General features: G+C 53.8%; 16 protein-coding genes. 8 read left to right on the top strand and 8 right to left on the bottom strand.

What is annotated here, in order from left to right; all coding sequences use genetic code 11:
- Positions 1 to 52: 52 nt before the first annotated feature.
- From gmhB to glyQ, 4 genes are all read right to left on the bottom strand, one after another.
- Positions 53 to 616, bottom strand: coding sequence for a D-glycero-beta-D-manno-heptose 1,7-bisphosphate 7-phosphatase (gmhB, locus tag ACT3RU_RS00180; protein ID WP_192526758.1), 564 nt, complete (start codon positions 614 to 616; stop codon positions 53 to 55).
- 11 nt (positions 617 to 627) lie between these two features.
- Positions 628 to 1,416: a BUD32 family EKC/KEOPS complex subunit gene (locus ACT3RU_RS00175; RefSeq protein WP_192526757.1), complete on the bottom strand. Its 789-nt coding sequence runs from the start codon at positions 1,414 to 1,416 to the stop codon at positions 628 to 630.
- Positions 1,417 to 1,695: 279 nt separating this feature from the next.
- The gene (gene glyS, locus ACT3RU_RS00170; protein ID WP_192526756.1) at positions 1,696 to 3,762 is read right to left on the bottom strand and encodes a glycine--tRNA ligase subunit beta; all 2,067 of its coding nucleotides are present in this window, start codon (positions 3,760 to 3,762) and stop codon (positions 1,696 to 1,698) included.
- Positions 3,762 to 4,721: a glycine--tRNA ligase subunit alpha gene (glyQ, locus tag ACT3RU_RS00165; RefSeq protein ID WP_192526755.1), complete on the bottom strand. Its 960-nt coding sequence runs from the start codon at positions 4,719 to 4,721 to the stop codon at positions 3,762 to 3,764. Before glyQ ends, glyS begins: the two co-directional genes overlap by 1 nt.
- A 111-nt stretch (positions 4,722 to 4,832) precedes the next feature.
- Here glyQ and rfaD point away from each other — a divergent pair, with 111 nt between their 5' ends.
- Both rfaD and waaF read left to right on the top strand, forming a co-directional pair.
- Entirely contained in the window at positions 4,833 to 5,789 is a 957-nt protein-coding gene (rfaD, locus tag ACT3RU_RS00160; RefSeq protein WP_192526754.1) for an ADP-glyceromanno-heptose 6-epimerase, read from the top strand.
- The gene (gene waaF / locus ACT3RU_RS00155; RefSeq protein WP_087106964.1) at positions 5,782 to 6,828 is read left to right on the top strand and encodes a lipopolysaccharide heptosyltransferase II; all 1,047 of its coding nucleotides are present in this window, start codon (positions 5,782 to 5,784) and stop codon (positions 6,826 to 6,828) included. The genes rfaD and waaF overlap by 8 nt, the downstream gene beginning before the upstream one ends.
- Here waaF and ACT3RU_RS00150 read toward each other — a convergent pair.
- Positions 6,818 to 8,470 (bottom strand): sulfatase-like hydrolase/transferase, encoded by a 1,653-nt coding sequence (locus ACT3RU_RS00150; protein ID WP_192526753.1) that lies wholly within the window; start codon positions 8,468 to 8,470, stop codon positions 6,818 to 6,820. The two genes, waaF and ACT3RU_RS00150, sit on opposite strands and share 11 nt — an antisense overlap.
- 352 nt (positions 8,471 to 8,822) lie before the next feature.
- On the opposite strand from ACT3RU_RS00150, the gene ACT3RU_RS00145 reads away from it, so the two are divergent.
- Together ACT3RU_RS00145 and ACT3RU_RS00140 are read left to right on the top strand one after the other, a co-directional pair.
- A complete protein-coding gene (locus ACT3RU_RS00145) occupies positions 8,823 to 9,758 on the top strand; it encodes a glycosyltransferase family 2 protein (RefSeq protein WP_192526752.1) in 936 nt (311 codons plus the stop codon).
- Between the two features lie 101 nt (positions 9,759 to 9,859).
- Entirely contained in the window at positions 9,860 to 10,624 is a 765-nt protein-coding gene (locus tag ACT3RU_RS00140) for a glycosyltransferase family 2 protein (protein WP_192526751.1), read from the top strand.
- On the opposite strand, the gene ACT3RU_RS00135 is transcribed toward ACT3RU_RS00140, so the two are convergent.
- The gene (locus ACT3RU_RS00135) at positions 10,604 to 11,629 is read right to left on the bottom strand and encodes a glycosyltransferase family 9 protein (RefSeq protein ID WP_192526750.1); all 1,026 of its coding nucleotides are present in this window, start codon (positions 11,627 to 11,629) and stop codon (positions 10,604 to 10,606) included. The genes ACT3RU_RS00140 and ACT3RU_RS00135 overlap by 21 nt on opposite strands.
- An 84-nt stretch (positions 11,630 to 11,713) precedes the next feature.
- Here ACT3RU_RS00135 and ACT3RU_RS00130 point away from each other — a divergent pair, with 84 nt between their 5' ends.
- Entirely contained in the window at positions 11,714 to 12,841 is a 1,128-nt protein-coding gene (locus ACT3RU_RS00130; RefSeq protein WP_192526749.1) for a glycosyltransferase, read from the top strand.
- Here the strand turns inward: ACT3RU_RS00130 and ACT3RU_RS00125 are convergent.
- A complete protein-coding gene (locus ACT3RU_RS00125; protein WP_192526748.1) occupies positions 12,814 to 13,860 on the bottom strand; it encodes a glycosyltransferase family 9 protein in 1,047 nt (348 codons plus the stop codon). The genes ACT3RU_RS00130 and ACT3RU_RS00125 overlap by 28 nt on opposite strands.
- Positions 13,861 to 13,935: 75 nt before the next feature.
- Positions 13,936 to 14,670 (bottom strand): 3-deoxy-D-manno-octulosonic acid kinase, encoded by a 735-nt coding sequence (locus tag ACT3RU_RS00120; RefSeq protein WP_192526747.1) that lies wholly within the window; start codon positions 14,668 to 14,670, stop codon positions 13,936 to 13,938.
- Between ACT3RU_RS00120 and ACT3RU_RS00115 the strand changes: the two genes are divergently transcribed.
- The 3 genes from ACT3RU_RS00115 to waaA are packed head-to-tail and all read left to right on the top strand — an operon-like array spanning position 14,669 to position 18,481.
- Complete coding sequence (locus tag ACT3RU_RS00115; RefSeq protein WP_192526746.1) at positions 14,669 to 15,766, top strand: glycosyltransferase family 9 protein; 1,098 nt, start codon at positions 14,669 to 14,671, stop codon at positions 15,764 to 15,766. The genes ACT3RU_RS00120 and ACT3RU_RS00115 overlap by 2 nt on opposite strands.
- Positions 15,756 to 17,186, top strand: a complete 1,431-nt coding sequence (gene hldE / locus ACT3RU_RS00110; RefSeq protein ID WP_192526745.1) for a bifunctional D-glycero-beta-D-manno-heptose-7-phosphate kinase/D-glycero-beta-D-manno-heptose 1-phosphate adenylyltransferase HldE — start codon at positions 15,756 to 15,758, stop codon at positions 17,184 to 17,186. Before ACT3RU_RS00115 ends, hldE begins: the two co-directional genes overlap by 11 nt.
- The gene (waaA, locus tag ACT3RU_RS00105) at positions 17,186 to 18,481 is read left to right on the top strand and encodes a lipid IV(A) 3-deoxy-D-manno-octulosonic acid transferase (protein WP_192526744.1); all 1,296 of its coding nucleotides are present in this window, start codon (positions 17,186 to 17,188) and stop codon (positions 18,479 to 18,481) included. The genes hldE and waaA overlap by 1 nt, the downstream gene beginning before the upstream one ends.
- Position 18,482: the final 1 nt, after the last annotated feature.

Genomic DNA, 18,482 nt, shown 5'->3' with positions numbered 1-18,482 from the left:
GAAAAATGCCGCTGGCTTATAAAGCCAGCGGCATTTTTTTGAGCTATAAAATTTAGCCGGATGAACGGGATAACAGCCAATCGACAAACTCGGCTAAATCTGTATAAACGTGGGCATTTTCCAGGCCCACGCCCTTGGTCAGTGTTTTCTCGCCTTTGCCAGTTTTTACTAATACCGACTGACAGCCACATGCTTCGCCCGCTTGCAGGTCGCGCAGGCTATCACCTACCATCCAACTGCCGGATAAGCTCGATAAACTTAGCGCACGCTGAATATCATGCAGCAAGCCCGGTAAGGGTTTGCGGCACTCGCAATCATCGGCGGGTCCATGCGGGCAATAAGCGATATGCGCAATGGTTCCTCCTGCGGCATTGACCAACGCATTTAGACGGTCATGCATTTGACCGAGAACGCCTGCATCGTAATAACCGCGACCAATGCCCGACTGATTCGTGGCTATCGCAACGGTGTAACCGGCTTGGGATAATTTAGCGATAGCATGGATGGAAGAAGGGTAGGGCAGCCACTCTTCGAGTGACTTTATATAGGCGTCAGAATCCTGATTAATGACGCCGTCACGATCAAGAATAACCAGCTGCTCGGGGGAGATAGGCATTGCGCGTTCCATTAAAGACGCTGATTAAGCATCGCCAACGCCTGCAACGTGACGCTAATTTTGCGGCCATCACTACCCAGATATTTAAATGGGATTTTTTGCAAGCGGAGTAGTTTGGGCAGCGTTTTTTTAAACTGCTCTCGAACTTCCTGCCGGGCGCTGTGCAATCCATCAATCAGCGCAGGGGTTAAACGTTCGATTTGCATCGGTGATTTAGAGAGTTTGCCATAGAGTGAAAAGATAAAGCAGTACCAATCGCGCACCATGCAGTTGATTGGGGTATGTACTTTACCTGGATCCGTTTCAAAATCGATAAAGACAGTTTGGTCGTGGGTGATAAGGATATTGCGTGCGAACGCTTCACTCAGGTAGCAATTGCGCTCATGAACCGCGTTGAGTGCCTGAATGCTTTGACTAAGCGCTTTATCCACTTCCTCAACACTGCTCGCCTTTTTGAGCTTTTCCAGCAGTGTCACCGCGGGTTGTTCAGGCGACCCTGCATCCGCTAAAAGAAGGGCTTGAGGATTTTCGGCCAGGATGACGGGAACGGAGATACCTGCTTCACTTAAGGCTCTAATCCGTTGGGCCTCGGTGAAAATACTTTGCTCGCCGCCCAGGTTGGGGACCGGCTTTAACGCTTCAATATTAAACCATGCAGCCAATAACTTGAGCGGCGCATAGGCAAGCTGCGAGTTCCGTTTGGCGGCACGGTTTAACCACACCTTTTGGCCATTCAGCGTATGGGAAGCCATGCTAGCCTGTTGCTGGGGAAATGAGTCCAGTAGAAAGAGATCGTACACAGGGCAACTCCAGAGTGCTTATGCACCCAAGCAATAACACGCATTACGTCTATAAAGGGGAATTAACGCATCAGGAAAACTTTATTTTAGTAAAAATCGATTATTTTTTCACGGTGTTTCACGTGAAACAAACCAGCAGCGCGTGAAGAGACCTTCAAAGAGGAGCATCACGATTATACGTCACAGCCAGAAATGAGCGCGCTAAAAGGCAGGTAGGGGAAGGAGTGATAAGCGTGCTGCCGGTGGCATAAAAGCCACCGGCAGACGGTCGAGAGAGCGTTATTGGGGGAGCAGCGAAATATCAGCAACTTCCAGGAACAGTGCCTGAAGGCTCGCCAAAAGAGCAAGACGGTTATTGCGTACTGCTTCATCATCCGCCATGACCATCACCTGATCAAAAAATGCATCAACGGGTTCACGAAGCGTCGCCAGTACATCCAGCGCTTGCTGATAATCACCGGTACCAAACAGCGGGGCTACCTGCTCCTGGCGGCTGGTAACGGCCTTGAATAGTACCTGCTCGGCTTCCTCTTGCAGAAGGCTAGGGTCAACCTGAAGGTTGCCGTTGTGATCCTGCTTGCTCAGAATATTGGTCACGCGCTTGTTAGCGGCGGCTAACGCAGCTGCCTCTTCACGTTGAGCAAAGGCTTTCACCGCGCGCAGCCGGCGAGCGAAATCGAGCGGGTTGGTGACCGGGCGTGCACGCACCGCCAGGTACATCTCGGCGCTAATGCCTTCTTCCTGACCCCAGGCGCGGAAGCGATCCAGCATATAGGTCAGCACGTCCTCTACCAGCCCCTCAGCCTTGGGCAGCCCCTGATGCTGCTGAGCGGCGGCATCTAAAAGCTCGCGCAGATCAAGATTCAGCTCGCCCTTGATCAGGATATTCAACACGCCAATTGAGGCGCGGCGCAGGGCGAAGGGATCTTTTGCGCCGGTTGGACGCTGACCAATACCAAAGATACCTACCAGGGTGTCCAGGCGATCCGCCAAGGCCAGCGTTTGCCCGGTCAGGCTTTGCGGAATAGCATCGCTGGCAAAGCGTGGCAGGTACTGCTCTTCAATCGCTTGAGCAACATCCGCAGGCTCGCCGTCCTGCTCGGCGTAGTAGCGACCCATAATGCCCTGTAACTCAGGGAACTCGAGCACCATTTCGGTGACAAGGTCACACTTGGCAAGTGCCACAGCACGCTGTGCATTGGCAACGTCACCGTTGATCTTCTCAGCAATGAAAGTGGCAATAGCGGTGGTACGACGTGCTTTGTCGGCTAGTGTTCCCAACTGCTGCTGAAACACTACGCTTTCAAGTTGCGGAATGCGCGAAGCCAGGCTCTGCTTACGGTCGGTATCGTAGAAGAAGGCGGCATCCGCCAGGCGCGGACGAATGACTTTTTCGTTACCCGAAATTACCTGTTGTGGATCAGCGCTATCGATATTGGAGATAGTGATAAACAGCGGTTTGAGCTTGCCCTGGTCATCCAGCAGGTGGAAGTACTTTTGATTGGCCTTCATGGAGGAGATCAAACACTCCGCCGGGACCTCCAAAAAGCGCTCATCGAAACTGCCGGTAAGTGCGACCGGCCACTCCACCAAACCACTGACCTCAACGAGCAGGGTTTCGTCGATAACGGCATTGGCGTCCTGTACTTCCGCTTCGGCTAGTACTTGCTCGCGAATGCGTTCGCGACGCAGCTTGCGGTCCGCCAATACGTAAGCGTTTTCGAGCGTGGCCAGATAATCATCGGCGTGCTCAAGCTGAATCGCATTGGGGGCGTGGAAGCGGTGGCCATAGGTGGTGCGGCTAGCCTGTAATCCCAGCACTTCTGCGGCAATGACATCGCTGCCGTAAAGTGCGACCAACCAGTGTACCGGGCGGGAGAACTCAATACGTGATGCCCCCCAGCGCATATTTTTAGGTACAGGCAGGCCCTGAATGGCTTTACGCAGAATCTCGGGCAGAAGTGCTTGAAGGCTCTCACCCTGCTGCTGTTCGCGGTAGCCAAGCCAGGTGCCTTTGTCTGTTTCCAAGTGAATTAGCTCATCGACGCTAACACCACAGGAACGAGCGAAGCCTTCGGCTGCTTTGCTTGCAACACCGTCTTTAAAGGCGGCGGCCAGCGCCGGCCCACGACGCTCTACTTCGCGGTCAGGCTGTTTATCGGCAAGCTCGCTGACCTTGACGGCTAAACGGCGAGGCGTGGCGTAAGCGGTCACGTGCTGGAAAGGAATCTCGGCCTCTTGCAGGCCTTTTTCAATCCCCGCAGCAAACGCGTCAGAGAGTGCATCCAGCGCCGCGGGTGGCAGCTCTTCGGCGCCCAGTTCTAATAAAAGCGTATCAACAGCCATTATGCATCTCCCTGATCGGCAAGTAGTTCGCGGCGAAGCGCTTCTGGAGCCATGGGGAAACCTGCTGCTTTACGCGACTCAAAGTAGGTATGGGCAACATCCCGCGCCATGGTGCGTACGCGCAGAATAAAGCGCTGACGCTCGGTTACCGAAATAGCGTGACGGGCATCCAGAAGGTTAAAGGTGTGTGATGCCTTGAGTACCTGCTCATAAGCAGGTAAGGGCAGGTTGGCGGTCAGCAGCTTGGTACACTCACGCTCCTGGTGATCGAAGGAGGCAAACAGTTGATCGACGTCGGCATGCTCGAAGTTATAGGTCGATTGCTCACGCTCGTTCTGTAGATACACATCGCCATAGGTGACTTGGCTACCGTCCGGGGCAATCGCCCATACCAGGTCGTAAACGCTGTCAACGTTTTGCAGATACATGGCAATCCGCTCAAGACCATAGGTCAGCTCACCGGTAACGGGGTAGCACTCAATACCGCCCGCTTGCTGGAAATAGGTGAACTGGGTAACTTCCATCCCATTGAGCCATACTTCCCAACCCAGGCCCCAAGCGCCCAGCGTTGGCGATTCCCAGTTATCCTCAACAAAGCGCACATCGTGGATCAGTGGGTCCAGGCCTAAACGCTTTAGTGAGCCAAGATAAAGGTCCTGCAGATTACTTGGCGATGGCTTCATGACGACCTGAAACTGGTAGTAGTGCTGCAGGCGATTGGGGTTTTCGCCATAGCGGCCATCGGTTGGGCGGCGAGAAGGCTGAACGTAGGCCGCGTTCCAGCTTTCCGGGCCGATTGAGCGCAGGAAAGTAGCGGGATGAAAGGTGCCCGCGCCAACTTCCATATCAAGAGGTTGGAGAATGACGCAGCCCTGTTCTGCCCAGTACTGTTGCAGAGCAAGGATCAAGCCTTGGAAGGTCGACACATCAGGTGTCGATTGGTTTGTCGAGACACTCATCGCAGAAAGCACCGTTGGCCATGAATTCATAAGCCGTCAAGTATACAATCCTAGGCAGATGGGTTATAGGCACATAAGCCAACAGAACCGCTTTTGGTTAAGGAGAGCAAAATGATCGTTGTAACAGGCGGTGCCGGTTTTATTGGCGCAAACATCGTGAAAGCACTGAATGCGCGCGGCCGTAATGATGTCATGGTGGTGGATGACCTGCGCGACGGCACTAAATTTGTCAATTTAGCCGACTGTACGCTGGCCGATTACCTGGATAAAGATGACTTTCTTGCCAAGATAGAGGCCGCGTTGCGCGGTGAGATCACCGACTTGCCAAACATCGAGGCGATTTTTCATGAAGGGGCGTGTTCCGATACCACTGAGTGGGACGGCCAGTACATGATGAAAAATAACTTCGAGTACTCGAAGGTACTGCTGAATTATTGTGAGAAATTCGGTATCCCTTTCCTCTACGCATCATCCGCAGCGACCTATGGCGGCAGTGACGTCTTTAAAGAGGCGCCCGAGTACGAAAAACCGCTTAATGTCTACGGTTACTCCAAGCTGCTGTTTGATCAACATGTGCGCTCACGCTGGGAGTCGCTGACTACCCAGGTCGTTGGTTTCCGTTACTTCAACGTCTACGGCCCTCGTGAACAGCATAAAGGCAAGATGGCAAGTGTCGCCTACCATAACCATCTTCAAATCCGTAACGGCGAAACCCTGAAACTGTTTGGCGCCTATGGTGGTTATGAGGCTGGCATGCAGAGCCGGGATTTTGTGTACGTGGGCGATGTCGTCGACGTCAATCTATGGTTTTTGGATAACCCTCAAGCGTCTGGCATTTTTAACCTGGGAACTGGCCGAGCAGAGCCCTTTAAAGCGATTGGCGAAGCAGTCATCGACTTCTATGGCAAAGGCGAGATCAATTACATCGATTTTCCTGAGGAGTTGAAAGGCCGTTATCAAAGCTACACGCGTGCTGACATCAGTCATTTGCGTGAAGCCGGCTGCGATGTTGAGTTCAAAACCGTGGCCCAAGGGGTTGGCGCTTACCTGGAGTGGCTAAATGGCTAATTCCGCCAAGCGTCTGCTGGTGGTTGGCCCGTCATGGGTGGGCGATATGGTCATGGCGCAAAGCCTCTTTATGACGCTTAAAGCGCGTCAGCCTGATGCGACCATTGGGGTGGTTGCGCCCGCGTGGTCACAACCCATTCTAGAGCGTATGCCGGAGGTCGACGAAGTGCTGCCTCTGGCCGTTGGCCACGGCGAGTTTGGTTTGGCTAATCGCCGTGAACTCTCCAGCCAGCTAAAAGGGTGCTTTGACCGTGCCATTGTGCTGCCACGCTCCTGGAAAGCCGCCCTTATTCCCTTCATGGCTCGCATTCCTGAGCGGGTAGGCTTTTTGGGTGAGCATCGCTATGGGCTTTTAAAAGAGCGTCGCAAGCTTGATAAGCAGGTTCTGGATCAGACTGTAAAGCGCTTCGTGTCGCTGGGCTTGCCGCTTGATGAAGCGCTAAGCGGGGATTTTCCGGTCCCCAAGCCGCGTTTAATGATCGACCGGGATAACCTGGTTAATTTGCGCTTGGCTCATGCGCTGTCATCGCGGCCCGCCATTGGCATGATGCCCGGTGCAGAATATGGGCCTGCCAAGCAGTGGCCGCTGGCCTATTTTCACGACCTGGCCGCGCAGCTTATCAACGATGGTTTTGAAATTCGGGTACTGGGCGGGCCAAAAGATCATTCGGCAGGCGAGAGCATCGTGAAAGGCTTGCCCCATGCGCATAATTTATGCGGCAAAACGCAGTTAGCCGATGCGGTAGACCTGTTAGCCGACTGTCGGCAAGTGGTAACCAACGACTCTGGTCTCATGCATGTGGCCGCTGCCGTAGGCGTGCGCATTCATGCGCTTTACGGCTCTTCGTCACCGGACTATACGCCGCCCTTGACCAACAACGCTGTCATTCATTATTTGGGGCTCTACTGCTCGCCCTGCTTTAAGCGTGTTTGCCCGTTGGGACATACCAACTGCCTTAATCAGTTAGCGGTAGAGCAGGTCTATCAGGCGATGCGAGCCGACCAGCAGCGTGCCAGCGGCTTGATCATCAATGGGTGATGTTTACTTCGTCGGCCTGATCCGCTGGCGTTTCTGTCACTTGAGCTGCCGGGGTATCTTCTGTTTCGCGGCGTCGAGGCGTTAGCCCTTCCCATAAGCGATGCTGCAGGGCGGTTTCCTCACGCAAGCGCTCGTTGAGTGTTTCGATACCATGCACCTCAACCAGTGTGGATTTTTCACTGAGCAGTGAGACACCCAGTCCTGCTCGGTGATCGTTCAAGGTAAAGCCGAGTGCTTCTAATATCGTTGGAAACACATCTAGCATCGTGGCATCGCGGCGAATACGCTGGGGTGCAATATAGTCGCCGAGCATAATCAGCGTATTATCGCGGTCCAGAGCTGTCAGTTGGTCCCATACGGAGACTCGCATGGTGAGGTGATCGCTGAGTACAACTACCAACGTATTATCCAAAAGCCCTTCGCGCTGTAACTGCTCAATAAATACCCGTGCTTCATGAGCCGAGCACTCCACAGAATACAGAATATCCTGGCCATCAAATGTGCCCTGGCGGTCCTGGCAGGTTTGGGACGGAAACCCGCTCGGCGCATGGCCTGCCAGGTTAAGATTCACCACTGCCCAGGGGCCGCTATCCTCTTCATTTAACCGGCGTATTTCATCAGCGGTAAAATCATAAAGCGTGTCGTCATGGAGTCCCCAGCTATTTAAATACTCTGGATCTTCCATGTCGGGTAAAAACTCTTCTTTACCCTTTACGCTATTAAACTGATGACCGCGATAGAAAAGGCCTTTACCCGCGAACTGTGTACTAGCGCCCCCCAGGTAGCTTAATTGATATCCTTGAGCCGATAAAATATCACCCAGGCAGTCAACGCCAGGCACCACCTTTTGCAATGGCTCAAACTGTGTATCGTGTAAAAGCCCGGCAGGCATTAGCGGAACACCACACTGACTGGCGATCATTCCCGCCATGGTCCAGCCGGTGTTTTCCATTTGTCGGATGCCTTCGAAAACCAGACCCTGTTCGCCCAGCGTGTTCAAGTCGGCATAAGCGTCATCAAAAACCTCGTTGCTATAGGTCCGCTCAAGGCTCTCCAGGTACATGATTAGCAGATTAGGCGTGTGTGACTGCTCGCCGGTCATGGGCGGCATATAACGTCGATTTAACCACTCTCTATCATCAGCCACGACGGCAACGCTGCGTTGCCCCAAGCCATAAAGTAACGGGTTGGTCGCCAGCAAAATAATCGCAAAATAGCGCTCGGCTAGTCGCCAGCGCTGGTCATGGCGCGAAAGCCACGTAATGGAGCATAAAATGCCCAGCATAGTCAGCGTATAAAGTACCGCGACCACCATTTTGCTGGCGCCGCCGTGCTCCGCGATACCGGCCTGTAAATGAAAAAACACAGCGCCTAAATCGACATTGCCGAAGCTGTCAGCTAAATAAACGTACACGCCCATCAAGCTTAGCGGCACTAATGACCAAGGCCATACTTTGCGGTAGCGAGCATTTGCTGGGCGACCCCAGCTCAGCTTCAACCCCGTACCGATCCAACCAGCGGCGATGAGAAAGAGCGCCCACCAGGGCAGGCGAGTTAACACGGTTGCGGCATAGCCCAGGCTAAGGCCAATGGTCGCTAGTGGCAGCCAGGGAGTAAGTTTCAGTATCCTTGAAGAGGGCATGCCATATCCTAATGCTATTGCAATTTTGGTAAAATAACGTTGTTGGTGCTAGTGCAATGTTACGCTAAAGCGCCGCCGAAAAACCATCTGCCGTCTTATGCCCTTGGTCGGCAGGGGGAAAGTTTGGCTTGCTGTATAGCAGCACATTGAGGCAGCCTACTGTGGCTATCTGAGTGAGCTGTTGGTCTTTATCGATCCAGGGCGGGTTGGCAGCGATGTTTAATAGTATGGCGGCTTACGGTAGAATTTAAATGGTTGACTATATACATCTATCTGCAACCGCTATCAGAAGCATTCGTCATTTATTGTAATGAAGTGTTCTTTTAATTGAACTCAACCACAGTGGTTCCTTATGAAACAAATAGAAGTGTCATTTATTACGATAAATTATAATTCTTCACAATATACAGCTGAGTTAATTAATAGCATTTTGTCGAATACTGATAGCGTATCTTACGAAATTATTGTTGTTGATAATGCCTCTGAAGATAAAGATTTTTTACGTCTGAAAGAGTTTCTGAAAGATAAAAATGACGTGACATTAATTAGAAATTCCATCAACAGTGGGTTCTCAAGTGGCAACATGCTAGGGGTAAATCATGCGAGTGGGCAGTATTACTTTTTTGTTAACAATGATTGCAAACTTTTAAATAATACGGCAGGCGTATTAAAGGAGTATCTGGATTCAAACGCAGAGGTGGCGTTGGCAACTGCTCAAATAGTAGATGCCAACAACAATTATTCATCTTCGCACAAACAGTTTCCCCATCTTTTAAAGCAGCTGTTTGGTAACAGCGTGCAAAGAAAATTTTCAAGGATTAAATTTCCAAGCAATCGTGTGACGTTAGATAAACCCACGCAGGTTGAAGTGGTTAGTGGCTCTTGCATGTTTTTTAATGCAGATGCTTTTTGCGATATTGGTGGTTTTGATACTGCCTTTTTTCTTTACTGTGAAGAAGAGGATATTGCTAAAAGAATTTGGGAATCTGATAGGAAAGTTTTTTTTATTCCTGAAGCACAGATATTTCATGAAGCGGGTGGTAGCACAGAGCAAGGGTTTCTGATGCAACAAGAATTTTATATCTCCTATTACCACTTGCTAAATAAACACTACAATCGCACCGGTCGGATTCTACTTAAAATAGCATTATTCTTTAAGCTGTTTTTTAGAATGTTTAAGAAGAAAATGGGCGTCAGAATGTTCCTGTCTATGCTAAGTGGATTTCCGCAAAAAAACAGCTTGAGATACTCTCAAAAAATAAAGAAGCACCACGAAGAGGTCGTTTAGAAAACAGCAAGATGCTAATTAAAAAGATGCTAATTTTCACATGCGATTTGTGAAAGCTATGATGCTGCTACCTTGAAAAATTCTTAAGCTGAGAAATCCTCTTGCCAATTTCTGCTGTGTTGATTGTTAAAAATGAAGCGCACCATCTGCGTGAATGTCTTGATACGCTCACCTGGGCCGACGAAATCGTCGTGCTGGATGCGGGGAGCCAGGATGAAACTTGCGCGATTGCGCGCGAGTATACGGATAACGTAAGCGTTAATACGGATTGGCAGGGCTTTGGCGTACAGCGCCAGCGCGCCGAGGCGCTGGCCAGCCACGAGTGGATATTGATGGTGGATGCCGATGAGCGCGTTACGCCAGCGCTGCAAAAAAGCATTCAGGAGGCTGTGCAGGGGGGGCCAGCCGTTTTTAGTCTCGGGCGGCTTTCCTGGTGTTTCGGGCGGTTTATTCGTCATTCTGGCTGGTACCCGGACTGGGTCGCGCGTCTCTATCCCAAAGGGCAGGCATCCTATAATGCAGCGCTGGTACATGAAAAACTGGTGGTGCCCGATGGTCTAGCGGTCAAACGCCTATCAGGTGATTTGCTGCACTACACCTACCGTGATTTGCGCCATTATCTGGAAAAATCTGCCCACTATGCGCAGGCGTGGTCGGAGCAACGGGCCGCTCAGGGTAAAACGGCCACGCTGGCGAGCGGTTTCACACATGGGCTTGCCTGCTTTGTGAAGATGTATCTGCTAAAAGCGGGCTTTAAGGATGGCAAGCAGGGGTTCTTGCTAGCGCTTTTGTCAGCGCACTCTACGTTTAACAAATACGCTGACTTATGGATCCGCACCCGAACATCACCCCCGCATAAACGCTGAAATTTGCTGAGCGGCAGCGTCAATATCAATCGCCGACATATCCTGCTGGCCTGCAGTGGCCGGAGGGCTAAAGGCCAGCCGCTTTTCAGCGCTGTTGCATGTTTGCCAGCGCAGTGGGGTGGCCGAGCGTTTAGCCGGGTAGAATCCTGCGGTGGCGATGTCCAGGCATCCAGCAATATGCAGCGGACCAGTTGAGCCTGCAATCAGCATATCGGCCTCGGCAAGCCGGTGGGCAAACTCAGCAACGTTGCTGCTCTCGGGTAGATGCCTGGCCGTGACGCCAGCGCTGGCAAGCCGGTCGATTAACGCTTGGGCAGGTGCCTCTTCTCCGGGGCCGGCGCTGATCAACCAATTAATAGGCGGCACTTCTTTCACCTGCTGGTCTATTTGAGCAATAAGCCCCGCGTACTGATCAATTGAAAGATTAACCGCCGAGCCACCGCTGCCTGGATGCACAACGATAGATACTTCGGCTGTCATATCCTCTGTCGGCGTTTGGCCCTGCATTTGTGTTCTGGGCAGTGGCCAAAAGGGCGGTTCGGGCCGTGCTGTCAGCTTAAGCGAAAGTTTGGCTAACAGCTCGCACGCCAAGTCCACGTTGTACTGATATTCAGGCTTTGCCGATTGAGAGCGGCGCTGGCGAATGCGCACGTTGTAAAACAGTTGAGCCCACTTGGTCGCAGGAGCAACACGAAGCGGTATACCTGCCCGCCAGCCTAGCCAGCCAATGCGTGGCGTTGAAAACAGGGTCAGTAGCGCATCAAACTGGGCGGATTTTACGCGCTTAAGCAGCGCTTTCTGGGCGTGTTTGTCAGCATGGCTACCAGGGTCGGTAATGACCTCATCCACCCAAGGGCACGCGTTGGCTAGCGGTGCAGTGTAAGCCGGTACCAGCACCGTAATATGCGGCGTAGGTGATGCGCTTTTTAGGCAGGCCAGCGCTGGCCAGGCCAGCATGAAATCACCAATTTTATCATTACGTACGACCAGCACTTTCTGCGCCATTTTGGGTGCCCCGTTAATTGCAGCCTGTATACTACAAGAGAATGAAGGGCTTGTTTAACAGTGCGTGGCGAAGTGAGGGATGCGATGGTAAATAAGGTGGTGCAACTTTGTCTGTCGAAGGGTAACGGCGGAATGGAGTTTTATGTTGACCGTATAACCGAGGATTTAAAAGCGGCCCAGATTGACGTCATCGGCATCTGCCTTGAGGGCACGCGGATTAATACTTATATGCAGCGTCATCAGATACCTTACCTGGCATTCAAAAGCAGTACCCAAGCGCTAAAGCACGTGTTACGCATCCGCCGATGGTTGATCGAAGAGAACGTTCGCGTTATCCACTGCCATAAATCGAGTGACCTGCGTTTAACTGCACTTTTAAAACTGGTTATGCCGAGTGTTCGAGTGTTCTACACCGACCACATGGGCGGGCAGCGTCCCAAAAAAAGTCTCTACCACCGCTTCGCTTATGCCAATGTAGAACGCGTCCTGTCGATTAGCCAGGCGACCCACCTTCGTAACATTCGCAATCTTCCGCTGCCCAGCGAAAGGGTTGTCTGCTTACCTCACGGTGTCGATATCAATAAGTATCGCCCTTGCAATGATGAGCGTTTTATTCACACCAAACGTGCAGAATTAGGAGTGCCTGAAGGGGCCGTTATTATCGGATTGCCTGGGCGCGTGACGCCTGGTAAAGGCCAGGATGTCTGGGTTAAAGCACTGCTGGAACTTGATCCCGCGTTGCCCTTTTACGCCGTGTCGATAGGCGGTACTGACTATGCGTCCGGGGGGGAAGAAAGTTTCTATAGCGAGCTGCAAGCGATGATTGCGGGCACGCCGCTTGAGAAAAGAATCAGCTTTCTCGGCCACCGCAGTGACCTACCCGAGATCTTGCCCGCGCTGGATTTGGTATGTATCCCCTCGGAAAATGAAGCATTTGGTTTGACCATTATTGAGTCGATGGCGTGCGCATTGCCGATTATTGGCTCCAACACGGGGTCGCTACCCGAACTGGTCGATGAAGCCTCTGGCGTGCTCGTGGGCCCGCACGATATTAACGCGTGGGCCAAAGCGATGGAGGCCATGGTACGTGATGAAACAACGCGTCATGCCATGGGTAAGGCAGCCCGCGCGCGTGTTGAACAGCATTTCAGTAACCAGCGGCATGTAAAGCGCTTGATTGAGTATTACAAAATCTCGGCAGATGCAGGGTAGACCCGCTTGAATGCGTCAGCCAGCCGCTCGGGTGTCAGCCCCTGCTCAACATGATCCGTTGAATGGATAATTTCATGGAGTGTTGCCTGGGGTTGCCATGCGCTGTCGATAACCGTATACACGCCCACCGTGGGGCGATTATAGGCGCTGGCGATATGCACAATAGAGGTGTCGGGTGAGAAAACGACGGCGGCATATTTGACGAGAGCGGCTGACACCAACAGTGAGCACGGGCCAGGAAATGTGTGAACAAATGGAAACTGTTTGGCTAACTGCACGGCTTTTTGTTCACCACTGGGGGCATAGGGAATAACCAGCGGTAACCCTGTGGTTTTGTGAACAGTATCCATAAGCGCCTTGGCTTTAGCCATGGAAATACAGCGATAGTCAGCGCCGCCATCAAGATTAAACAGTACATAGGGGCCAAGCTCGCTCGCCCACTGATGGACTTCCTGATCGATATTGGCAGGGATCGGCAGCTCAAAGCGCCCTTCGACACTACCTAACCCGACGTCCTCAATCAGCTTGGACCAGCGAGTGGGTAGCGATGTGTCATACGTGATTGGCTGGCCAAAGTCAGCGAATGCCTGCATGTTGTAAGCGCTATAAGTGAGGTTCATACGGGCTTTCAGTTTGCCCACAAAATAGATGCCGGGAGAGGTGGCGTGCCCCGTTGCATCTACGCAAAGATCAATACTTCCATGGCGCTTTCGAAGGCTCCTCGCGAGCGTTTTGACCGCTTTATAGTCCCTGTCTCTGGGTACAGTTTGAACTTCAACTCCCTCACTTTTCAGTGTTTCGAAGACCGGGGCGTTTCTGTGCGATGCTACGACACAAAGCCAATCAACATGGCGCGCCTGTAAGGCCCTGATGATGGGGTAAATAGCCATTCCGTCGCCAACCGATTTTGGGCAGAGAATGACTGCCTTGCGGACTGTATCGGGTTGCCAGCTGTCGGGAGTGTAGTCGTACCAGCGTTCAAGCAGCCTGCGCCCAAGCGCCTTGTTCCATCGCGCCATCAACCATTTTCCTTATTCACTATGATTGCTCGTGTCATCTTATGTCTGCGAAATTCTTTAATACTGTTAGCAGTCTTAATCCGTTATTACGTCTTCAGCATAGCCTTGCCGGATAGGGGTTATGGCGTGAGGTGCGTTAAACTTCGCCACTGAGCGGGAGAGGCGCGCCAGATTAGCAGTTTGCCATTTGCCTGGTGGGCGTAGGCGGCAGCGGTCCAGATCAATCAACCACGGTTCTCCTGCCGGATCGACCAGTATATTGCGTGCGTTAAGGTCGACATGATCAAGCCCTGCATCATGAAAGCGTTTGATCATCGCGCCTACCCTTGCAAGCAGCGCATTATCGGCGCTGTTTTCAGTAAGCAGCGCGGCTAACGCCTGAGCGCCGGGGACCCTTACCGTTAATAGCGCCGCTTCATAAGTGACGCCATAGCGGGTGACGCAGCAGGCAACCGGGGCTGGAACGGGCAGGCCCTGTTCAAACAGCGTGGCGGTTAAGCGCAGTTCTCGAAAGGCGCGGGTATGCTCGGCACCTGTCCATAGATAGCGCTTTTCACTCAACCTGGCGACCATGCCGCCGCGTCGATAGGGGCGCAGCACCCACTGCTGGGTCGGCGTTGCCTGTAGGAAAAGGCTGCTGCCCCGGCCGGGCGCTTCACCTACCACAAGGTCCTTGCCGCGCCAGTAATTCGCGCTGAACAGCTCAGGCCCAATCGGGTGTGATAGTTGGTGTGATCCCGGTGCGTCACTTAAACTGTCTGCATCATGTAACATCAGACTATTTTTTTGCCGGAGTGCCGTTAAGCGCATGAAGCCCTCGTTGCCTGCTGAACCCAACCACATTGCCATTTTGCGCCTCTCCGCCTTGGGAGATGTGTGCAATCTCGTGCCGACGGTACGTGCATTGCAGCGCCAGTGGCCACGAGCGCGTATTACCTGGATTATCGGTAAGGGGGAGCATAGTCTACTGGCGGGGCTTTCCGGGGTCGAGTTTGTCGTGTACGACAAGTCGACCGGCCTTGCTGGAATGCGCCGCTTGTGGCGCGAGCTTGCCGATACACGCTTTGATGTACTGCTGCATATGCAGCAGGCGATTCGCGCCAGCGTGCTCTCTCTGGGCCTAAAAGCCAATGTACGCGTAGGGTATGACAAGGCTCGCGCCAAGGATGCCCAGCACTGGTTTACCCAGCATCAGCTGGCGCCGCATCCCAAGGCGCATGTGCTGGAATCCTTTATGGATTTTGCTCGCCTTCTGGGTGTGAAGGACGACCACCTGGAGTGGAACATGCCGGTACCCGCGATGGCCTATGAAGAGGCGCGCGTCATCAGTGGTGAATCGCCTTATCTTGTCATCAACCCGTGCAGTAATGCCCGCTTGCGCAATTTTCGCAATTGGTCGGTGGAAGGTTACGCCAGCGTTATCGAACACGCCTGGCGACACCATGGTCTAAAAAGCGTGCTGACCGGGGGAAGCAGTACGCTTGAGCGCGAAATAGGCGAGCAGATTGAAGCCTTGTGCCAGCCGGGCAGCGTGATTAATGCGATAGGCGGCACGTCATTGAAAGGCGTGTTGGCCCTGATTGGCCAGGCGCGTGCGGTGATCGCGCCGGATACCGGCCCCGCCCACATGGCCAATGCGATGGGAACGCCGACTCTGGGGTTGTACGCCACCACGAATCCGCAGCGGGCGGCGCCTTATTGCTGGCGTGATTTCGCCGTCAATGCGTATCCGGATGCCGTGCATGCCTACCTACATAAGTCGGTGGGCGAGGTCGCCTGGGGGCAGCGGGTGCGCCATCAGGATGCGATGCAGCTCATTAAAACCGAGACCGTTATTGCCCAGCTGGATACGCTTCTTGCGCATACAGCGTCAGACACAGTTGCAGGATCTACTCATGAAAGTTGATTTAACCGCGTTAGAGCATGCCCACATACTGGTCGTCGGCGATGTCATGCTTGACCGTTACTGGCACGGTGGCACGTCGCGTATTTCTCCTGAAGCCCCCGTACCGGTCGTGCGTGTTGAAGAGGCCGACGACCGCCCCGGTGGCGCGGCCAACGTGGCGCTGAATGTGGCCTCTTTAGGTGGCCATGCAGCCTTGGCGGGCGTTGTCGGGGATGACGACAACGCGGTGTTATTGGAAAACCGGCTGCATACAGCCAATGTAAATACTCACTTTCAACGCAGCCCCGACGTGCCCACGATTACCAAGCTGCGTGTGATGAGTCGTAACCAGCAACTGCTGCGGCTGGATTTTGAGCAACGCCTGGATAACATCGACACCGGCGATTTATTGGCCCAGGTGGAACGGGCGTTGCCGGACTGCGATGTTGTGATCCTTTCTGACTACGGTAAAGGCACGCTCAACCAGGTGGAGCGGCTGATTGCCCAAGCGCGTGCGCATGACAAGCGCGTTCTGATTGATCCCAAAGGGCAAGACTTCAGTAAGTATCGCGGCGCGAGCTTGATCACACCTAACCTTGCAGAGTTTGAAGCCGTGGTAGGCCACTGCGCAAGCGATGCTGAGCTTGCCAAGCGCGGTGAAGCACTGCGCGCCGAGCTTGAGCTGGAAGCCCTGCTGGTCACCCGCAGCGAAAAAGGCATGACCCTGATCTGCGAAGGCCAGCCGCCTATTCATTTACCTACGCGCGCCCAGGAAGTGTTTGATGTCACCGGGGCCGGTGACACGGTCATTGGCTTAATGGGACTCGCGTTAGCCGCGGGTCATGCCTTGCCCGAAGCCATGATGCTGGCGAATCTGGGCGCGGGTCTGGTGGTTGCCAAGCCAGGCACCGCGACACTCTCAATAGCCGAGCTTTATACCGCGCTACACGGCGATAGGCTCGCCGAGTTTGGGGTTATCGAGCCGGCGCCTCTCGTTGAGGCTGTGCGTGCGGCACAGCTACGCGGTGAACGGGTCGTCATGACCAATGGCTGCTTTGATATTCTGCATGCAGGGCATGTGGCCTATCTGGAGCAGGCAAAACGCCTCGGTGATCGCCTGATTGTGGCGGTAAATGACGATGCCTCCATTGGCCGTCTTAAAGGGCCCAAGCGGCCGATTAATCCGCTTAATCGACGTATGCAGGTGCTGGCTGGCCTGGGCGCGGTCGATTGGGTTGTGCCGTTTAGTAACGATACGCCGCAAGCGCTGATTGAAACCGTTCTGCCCGATATCCTGGTAAAAGGCGGTGACTACCACCCAGACGAGATTGCCGGTGGAGACGCCGTTCGAGCCAATGGAGGAGACGTTAAAGTGCTCGGGTTTGAGGACGGCGTATCCACCTCGGCGATGATTAGCTCCATTTTGGACCGCGAGGGATAATGGGGCGAATTAACTGGCCGCGCCTTGGCTATTCTGCGGCGCTCTATGCGCTTTCACCACTGATTGGCTGGCGCATCTGGCGTGAGCAAGTACCTACTTACTCACGTTGGCAGCGGCTGGGCAGGCGCCTTGGTAAGCTGCCTACGCCGCCGCGTATTTGGTTGCACTGTGCCTCGGTAGGTGAGGTCCGTGCGGCCCGCCCGCTGATAGAGGGCCTGCTCGTTCGCTACCCTCGCCATAGCCTGCTGTTAACCACCATGACCGCTACGGGCGCACAGCAGGCGCAGGCATTGATTGAACAGCAGCTTGATCACCGCCCCCGACTCGCGCACTGCTTTCTACCCTTGGATTTTCCCGGTGCGGCCAAACGGTTTGTGCACCGCGTAGCGCCTGAGCTTGCCATCATGTTTGAAACCGAGCTTTGGCCTAATCTGCTTCACGCATGTCAGCAACATGGCACGCCGGTTGCGGTGGTCAATGGGCGGCTCTCGCCTCGAGCGTTCAAGCGCTATCAGAAAGTTGCCCCGCTAATGGCCCGCACACTGGCCAATGTCGATTGGCTGGCAGCCAAGTCTGCTGATGATGCCAGGCGGTTTGAAGCGCTAGGCGCTGCGCCCGATAAAACGGCGGTGGTGGGGTCGTTAAAGTTTGAAGTAGGTCTTCCATCAAGGGGGTCGGTTGAGAGTGAGCGCTTACTTTTAGAGTGGGAAGGGCGACCTGTCTGGGTCGCCGGTTCTACCCGCGATGGCGAAGAGGCGCTACTGCTGGAAGCACACCGGCAATTGCTACATCAATTTCCTGACGCCCTGCTGGTGCTTGTACCGCGCCACCCTCAACGCTTTGATGAGGTCGCAGCACTGTGTGAAGCAAAGAAATGGGAGACAAGCCGGCGCAGCCAGGGCGAGCCTGTTACCCCGGCTACCCAAGTGTATCTAGGCGATACGCTGGGTGAGCTGGCTGTTCTTTATGGTGCAGGCCAGGTGGCATTTGTTGGCGGCAGCCTGGTGCCGCTAGGCGGGCACAACGTGCTCGAGCCAGCAGCGCTGGGTAAACCCGTGCTCAGCGGTCCTTTTATCGAAAACTTTGCTGATGTGGTCGAGCCGCTGGAAACGGCTGGCGCACTTACTCTGGTGGCGGATGTCGATACGCTGGTCGATGCCTTGCAGTGCCGCTTCGTCGACCCCAAGCGCTGTCTTCAAGAAGGCCAGGCTGGCCAATCTGCTATCAAAGCGCAGCAGGGTGCGCTTGCACGCACCCTGGAGGGCCTCGAGGCGCTCTCACGCGCTGAACGATAAG

Origin of the sequence: Halomonas sp. TP35 (genome assembly GCF_052375975.1) — a bacterium.
In the GTDB taxonomy this organism is placed as follows: Bacteria; Pseudomonadota; Gammaproteobacteria; order Pseudomonadales; family Halomonadaceae; genus Vreelandella; species Vreelandella citrativorans.
Note: the sequence above shows the minus strand (reverse complement) of the source record. Positions and strands in the feature narration are given on the sequence as shown.

Bases quoted from the DNA above. Each gene is read 5' to 3' on its own strand.
- waaF (WP_087106964.1), top strand. From the start codon at position 5,782: ATGGCTAATTCCGCCAAGCGTCTGCTGGTGGTTGGCCCGTCATGGGTG.
- rfaD (WP_192526754.1), top strand. From the start codon at position 4,833: ATGATCGTTGTAACAGGCGGTGCCGGTTTTATTGGCGCAAACATCGTG.
- hldE (WP_192526745.1), top strand. From the start codon at position 15,756: ATGAAAGTTGATTTAACCGCGTTAGAGCATGCCCACATACTGGTCGTC.
- ACT3RU_RS00150 (WP_192526753.1), bottom strand. From the start codon at position 8,470: ATGCCCTCTTCAAGGATACTGAAACTTACTCCCTGGCTGCCACTAGCG.
- glyS (WP_192526756.1), bottom strand. From the start codon at position 3,762: ATGGCTGTTGATACGCTTTTATTAGAACTGGGCGCCGAAGAGCTGCCA.
- ACT3RU_RS00135 (WP_192526750.1), bottom strand. From the start codon at position 11,629: ATGGCGCAGAAAGTGCTGGTCGTACGTAATGATAAAATTGGTGATTTC.
- ACT3RU_RS00125 (WP_192526748.1), bottom strand. From the start codon at position 13,860: ATGGCGCGATGGAACAAGGCGCTTGGGCGCAGGCTGCTTGAACGCTGG.
- ACT3RU_RS00120 (WP_192526747.1), bottom strand. From the start codon at position 14,670: ATGCGCTTAACGGCACTCCGGCAAAAAAATAGTCTGATGTTACATGAT.
- gmhB (WP_192526758.1), bottom strand. From the start codon at position 616: ATGCCTATCTCCCCCGAGCAGCTGGTTATTCTTGATCGTGACGGCGTC.
- ACT3RU_RS00145 (WP_192526752.1), top strand. From the start codon at position 8,823: ATGAAACAAATAGAAGTGTCATTTATTACGATAAATTATAATTCTTCA.
- waaA (WP_192526744.1), top strand. From the start codon at position 17,186: ATGGGGCGAATTAACTGGCCGCGCCTTGGCTATTCTGCGGCGCTCTAT.
- ACT3RU_RS00115 (WP_192526746.1), top strand. From the start codon at position 14,669: ATGAAGCCCTCGTTGCCTGCTGAACCCAACCACATTGCCATTTTGCGC.
- glyQ (WP_192526755.1), bottom strand. From the start codon at position 4,721: ATGAGTGTCTCGACAAACCAATCGACACCTGATGTGTCGACCTTCCAA.
- ACT3RU_RS00130 (WP_192526749.1), top strand. From the start codon at position 11,714: ATGGTAAATAAGGTGGTGCAACTTTGTCTGTCGAAGGGTAACGGCGGA.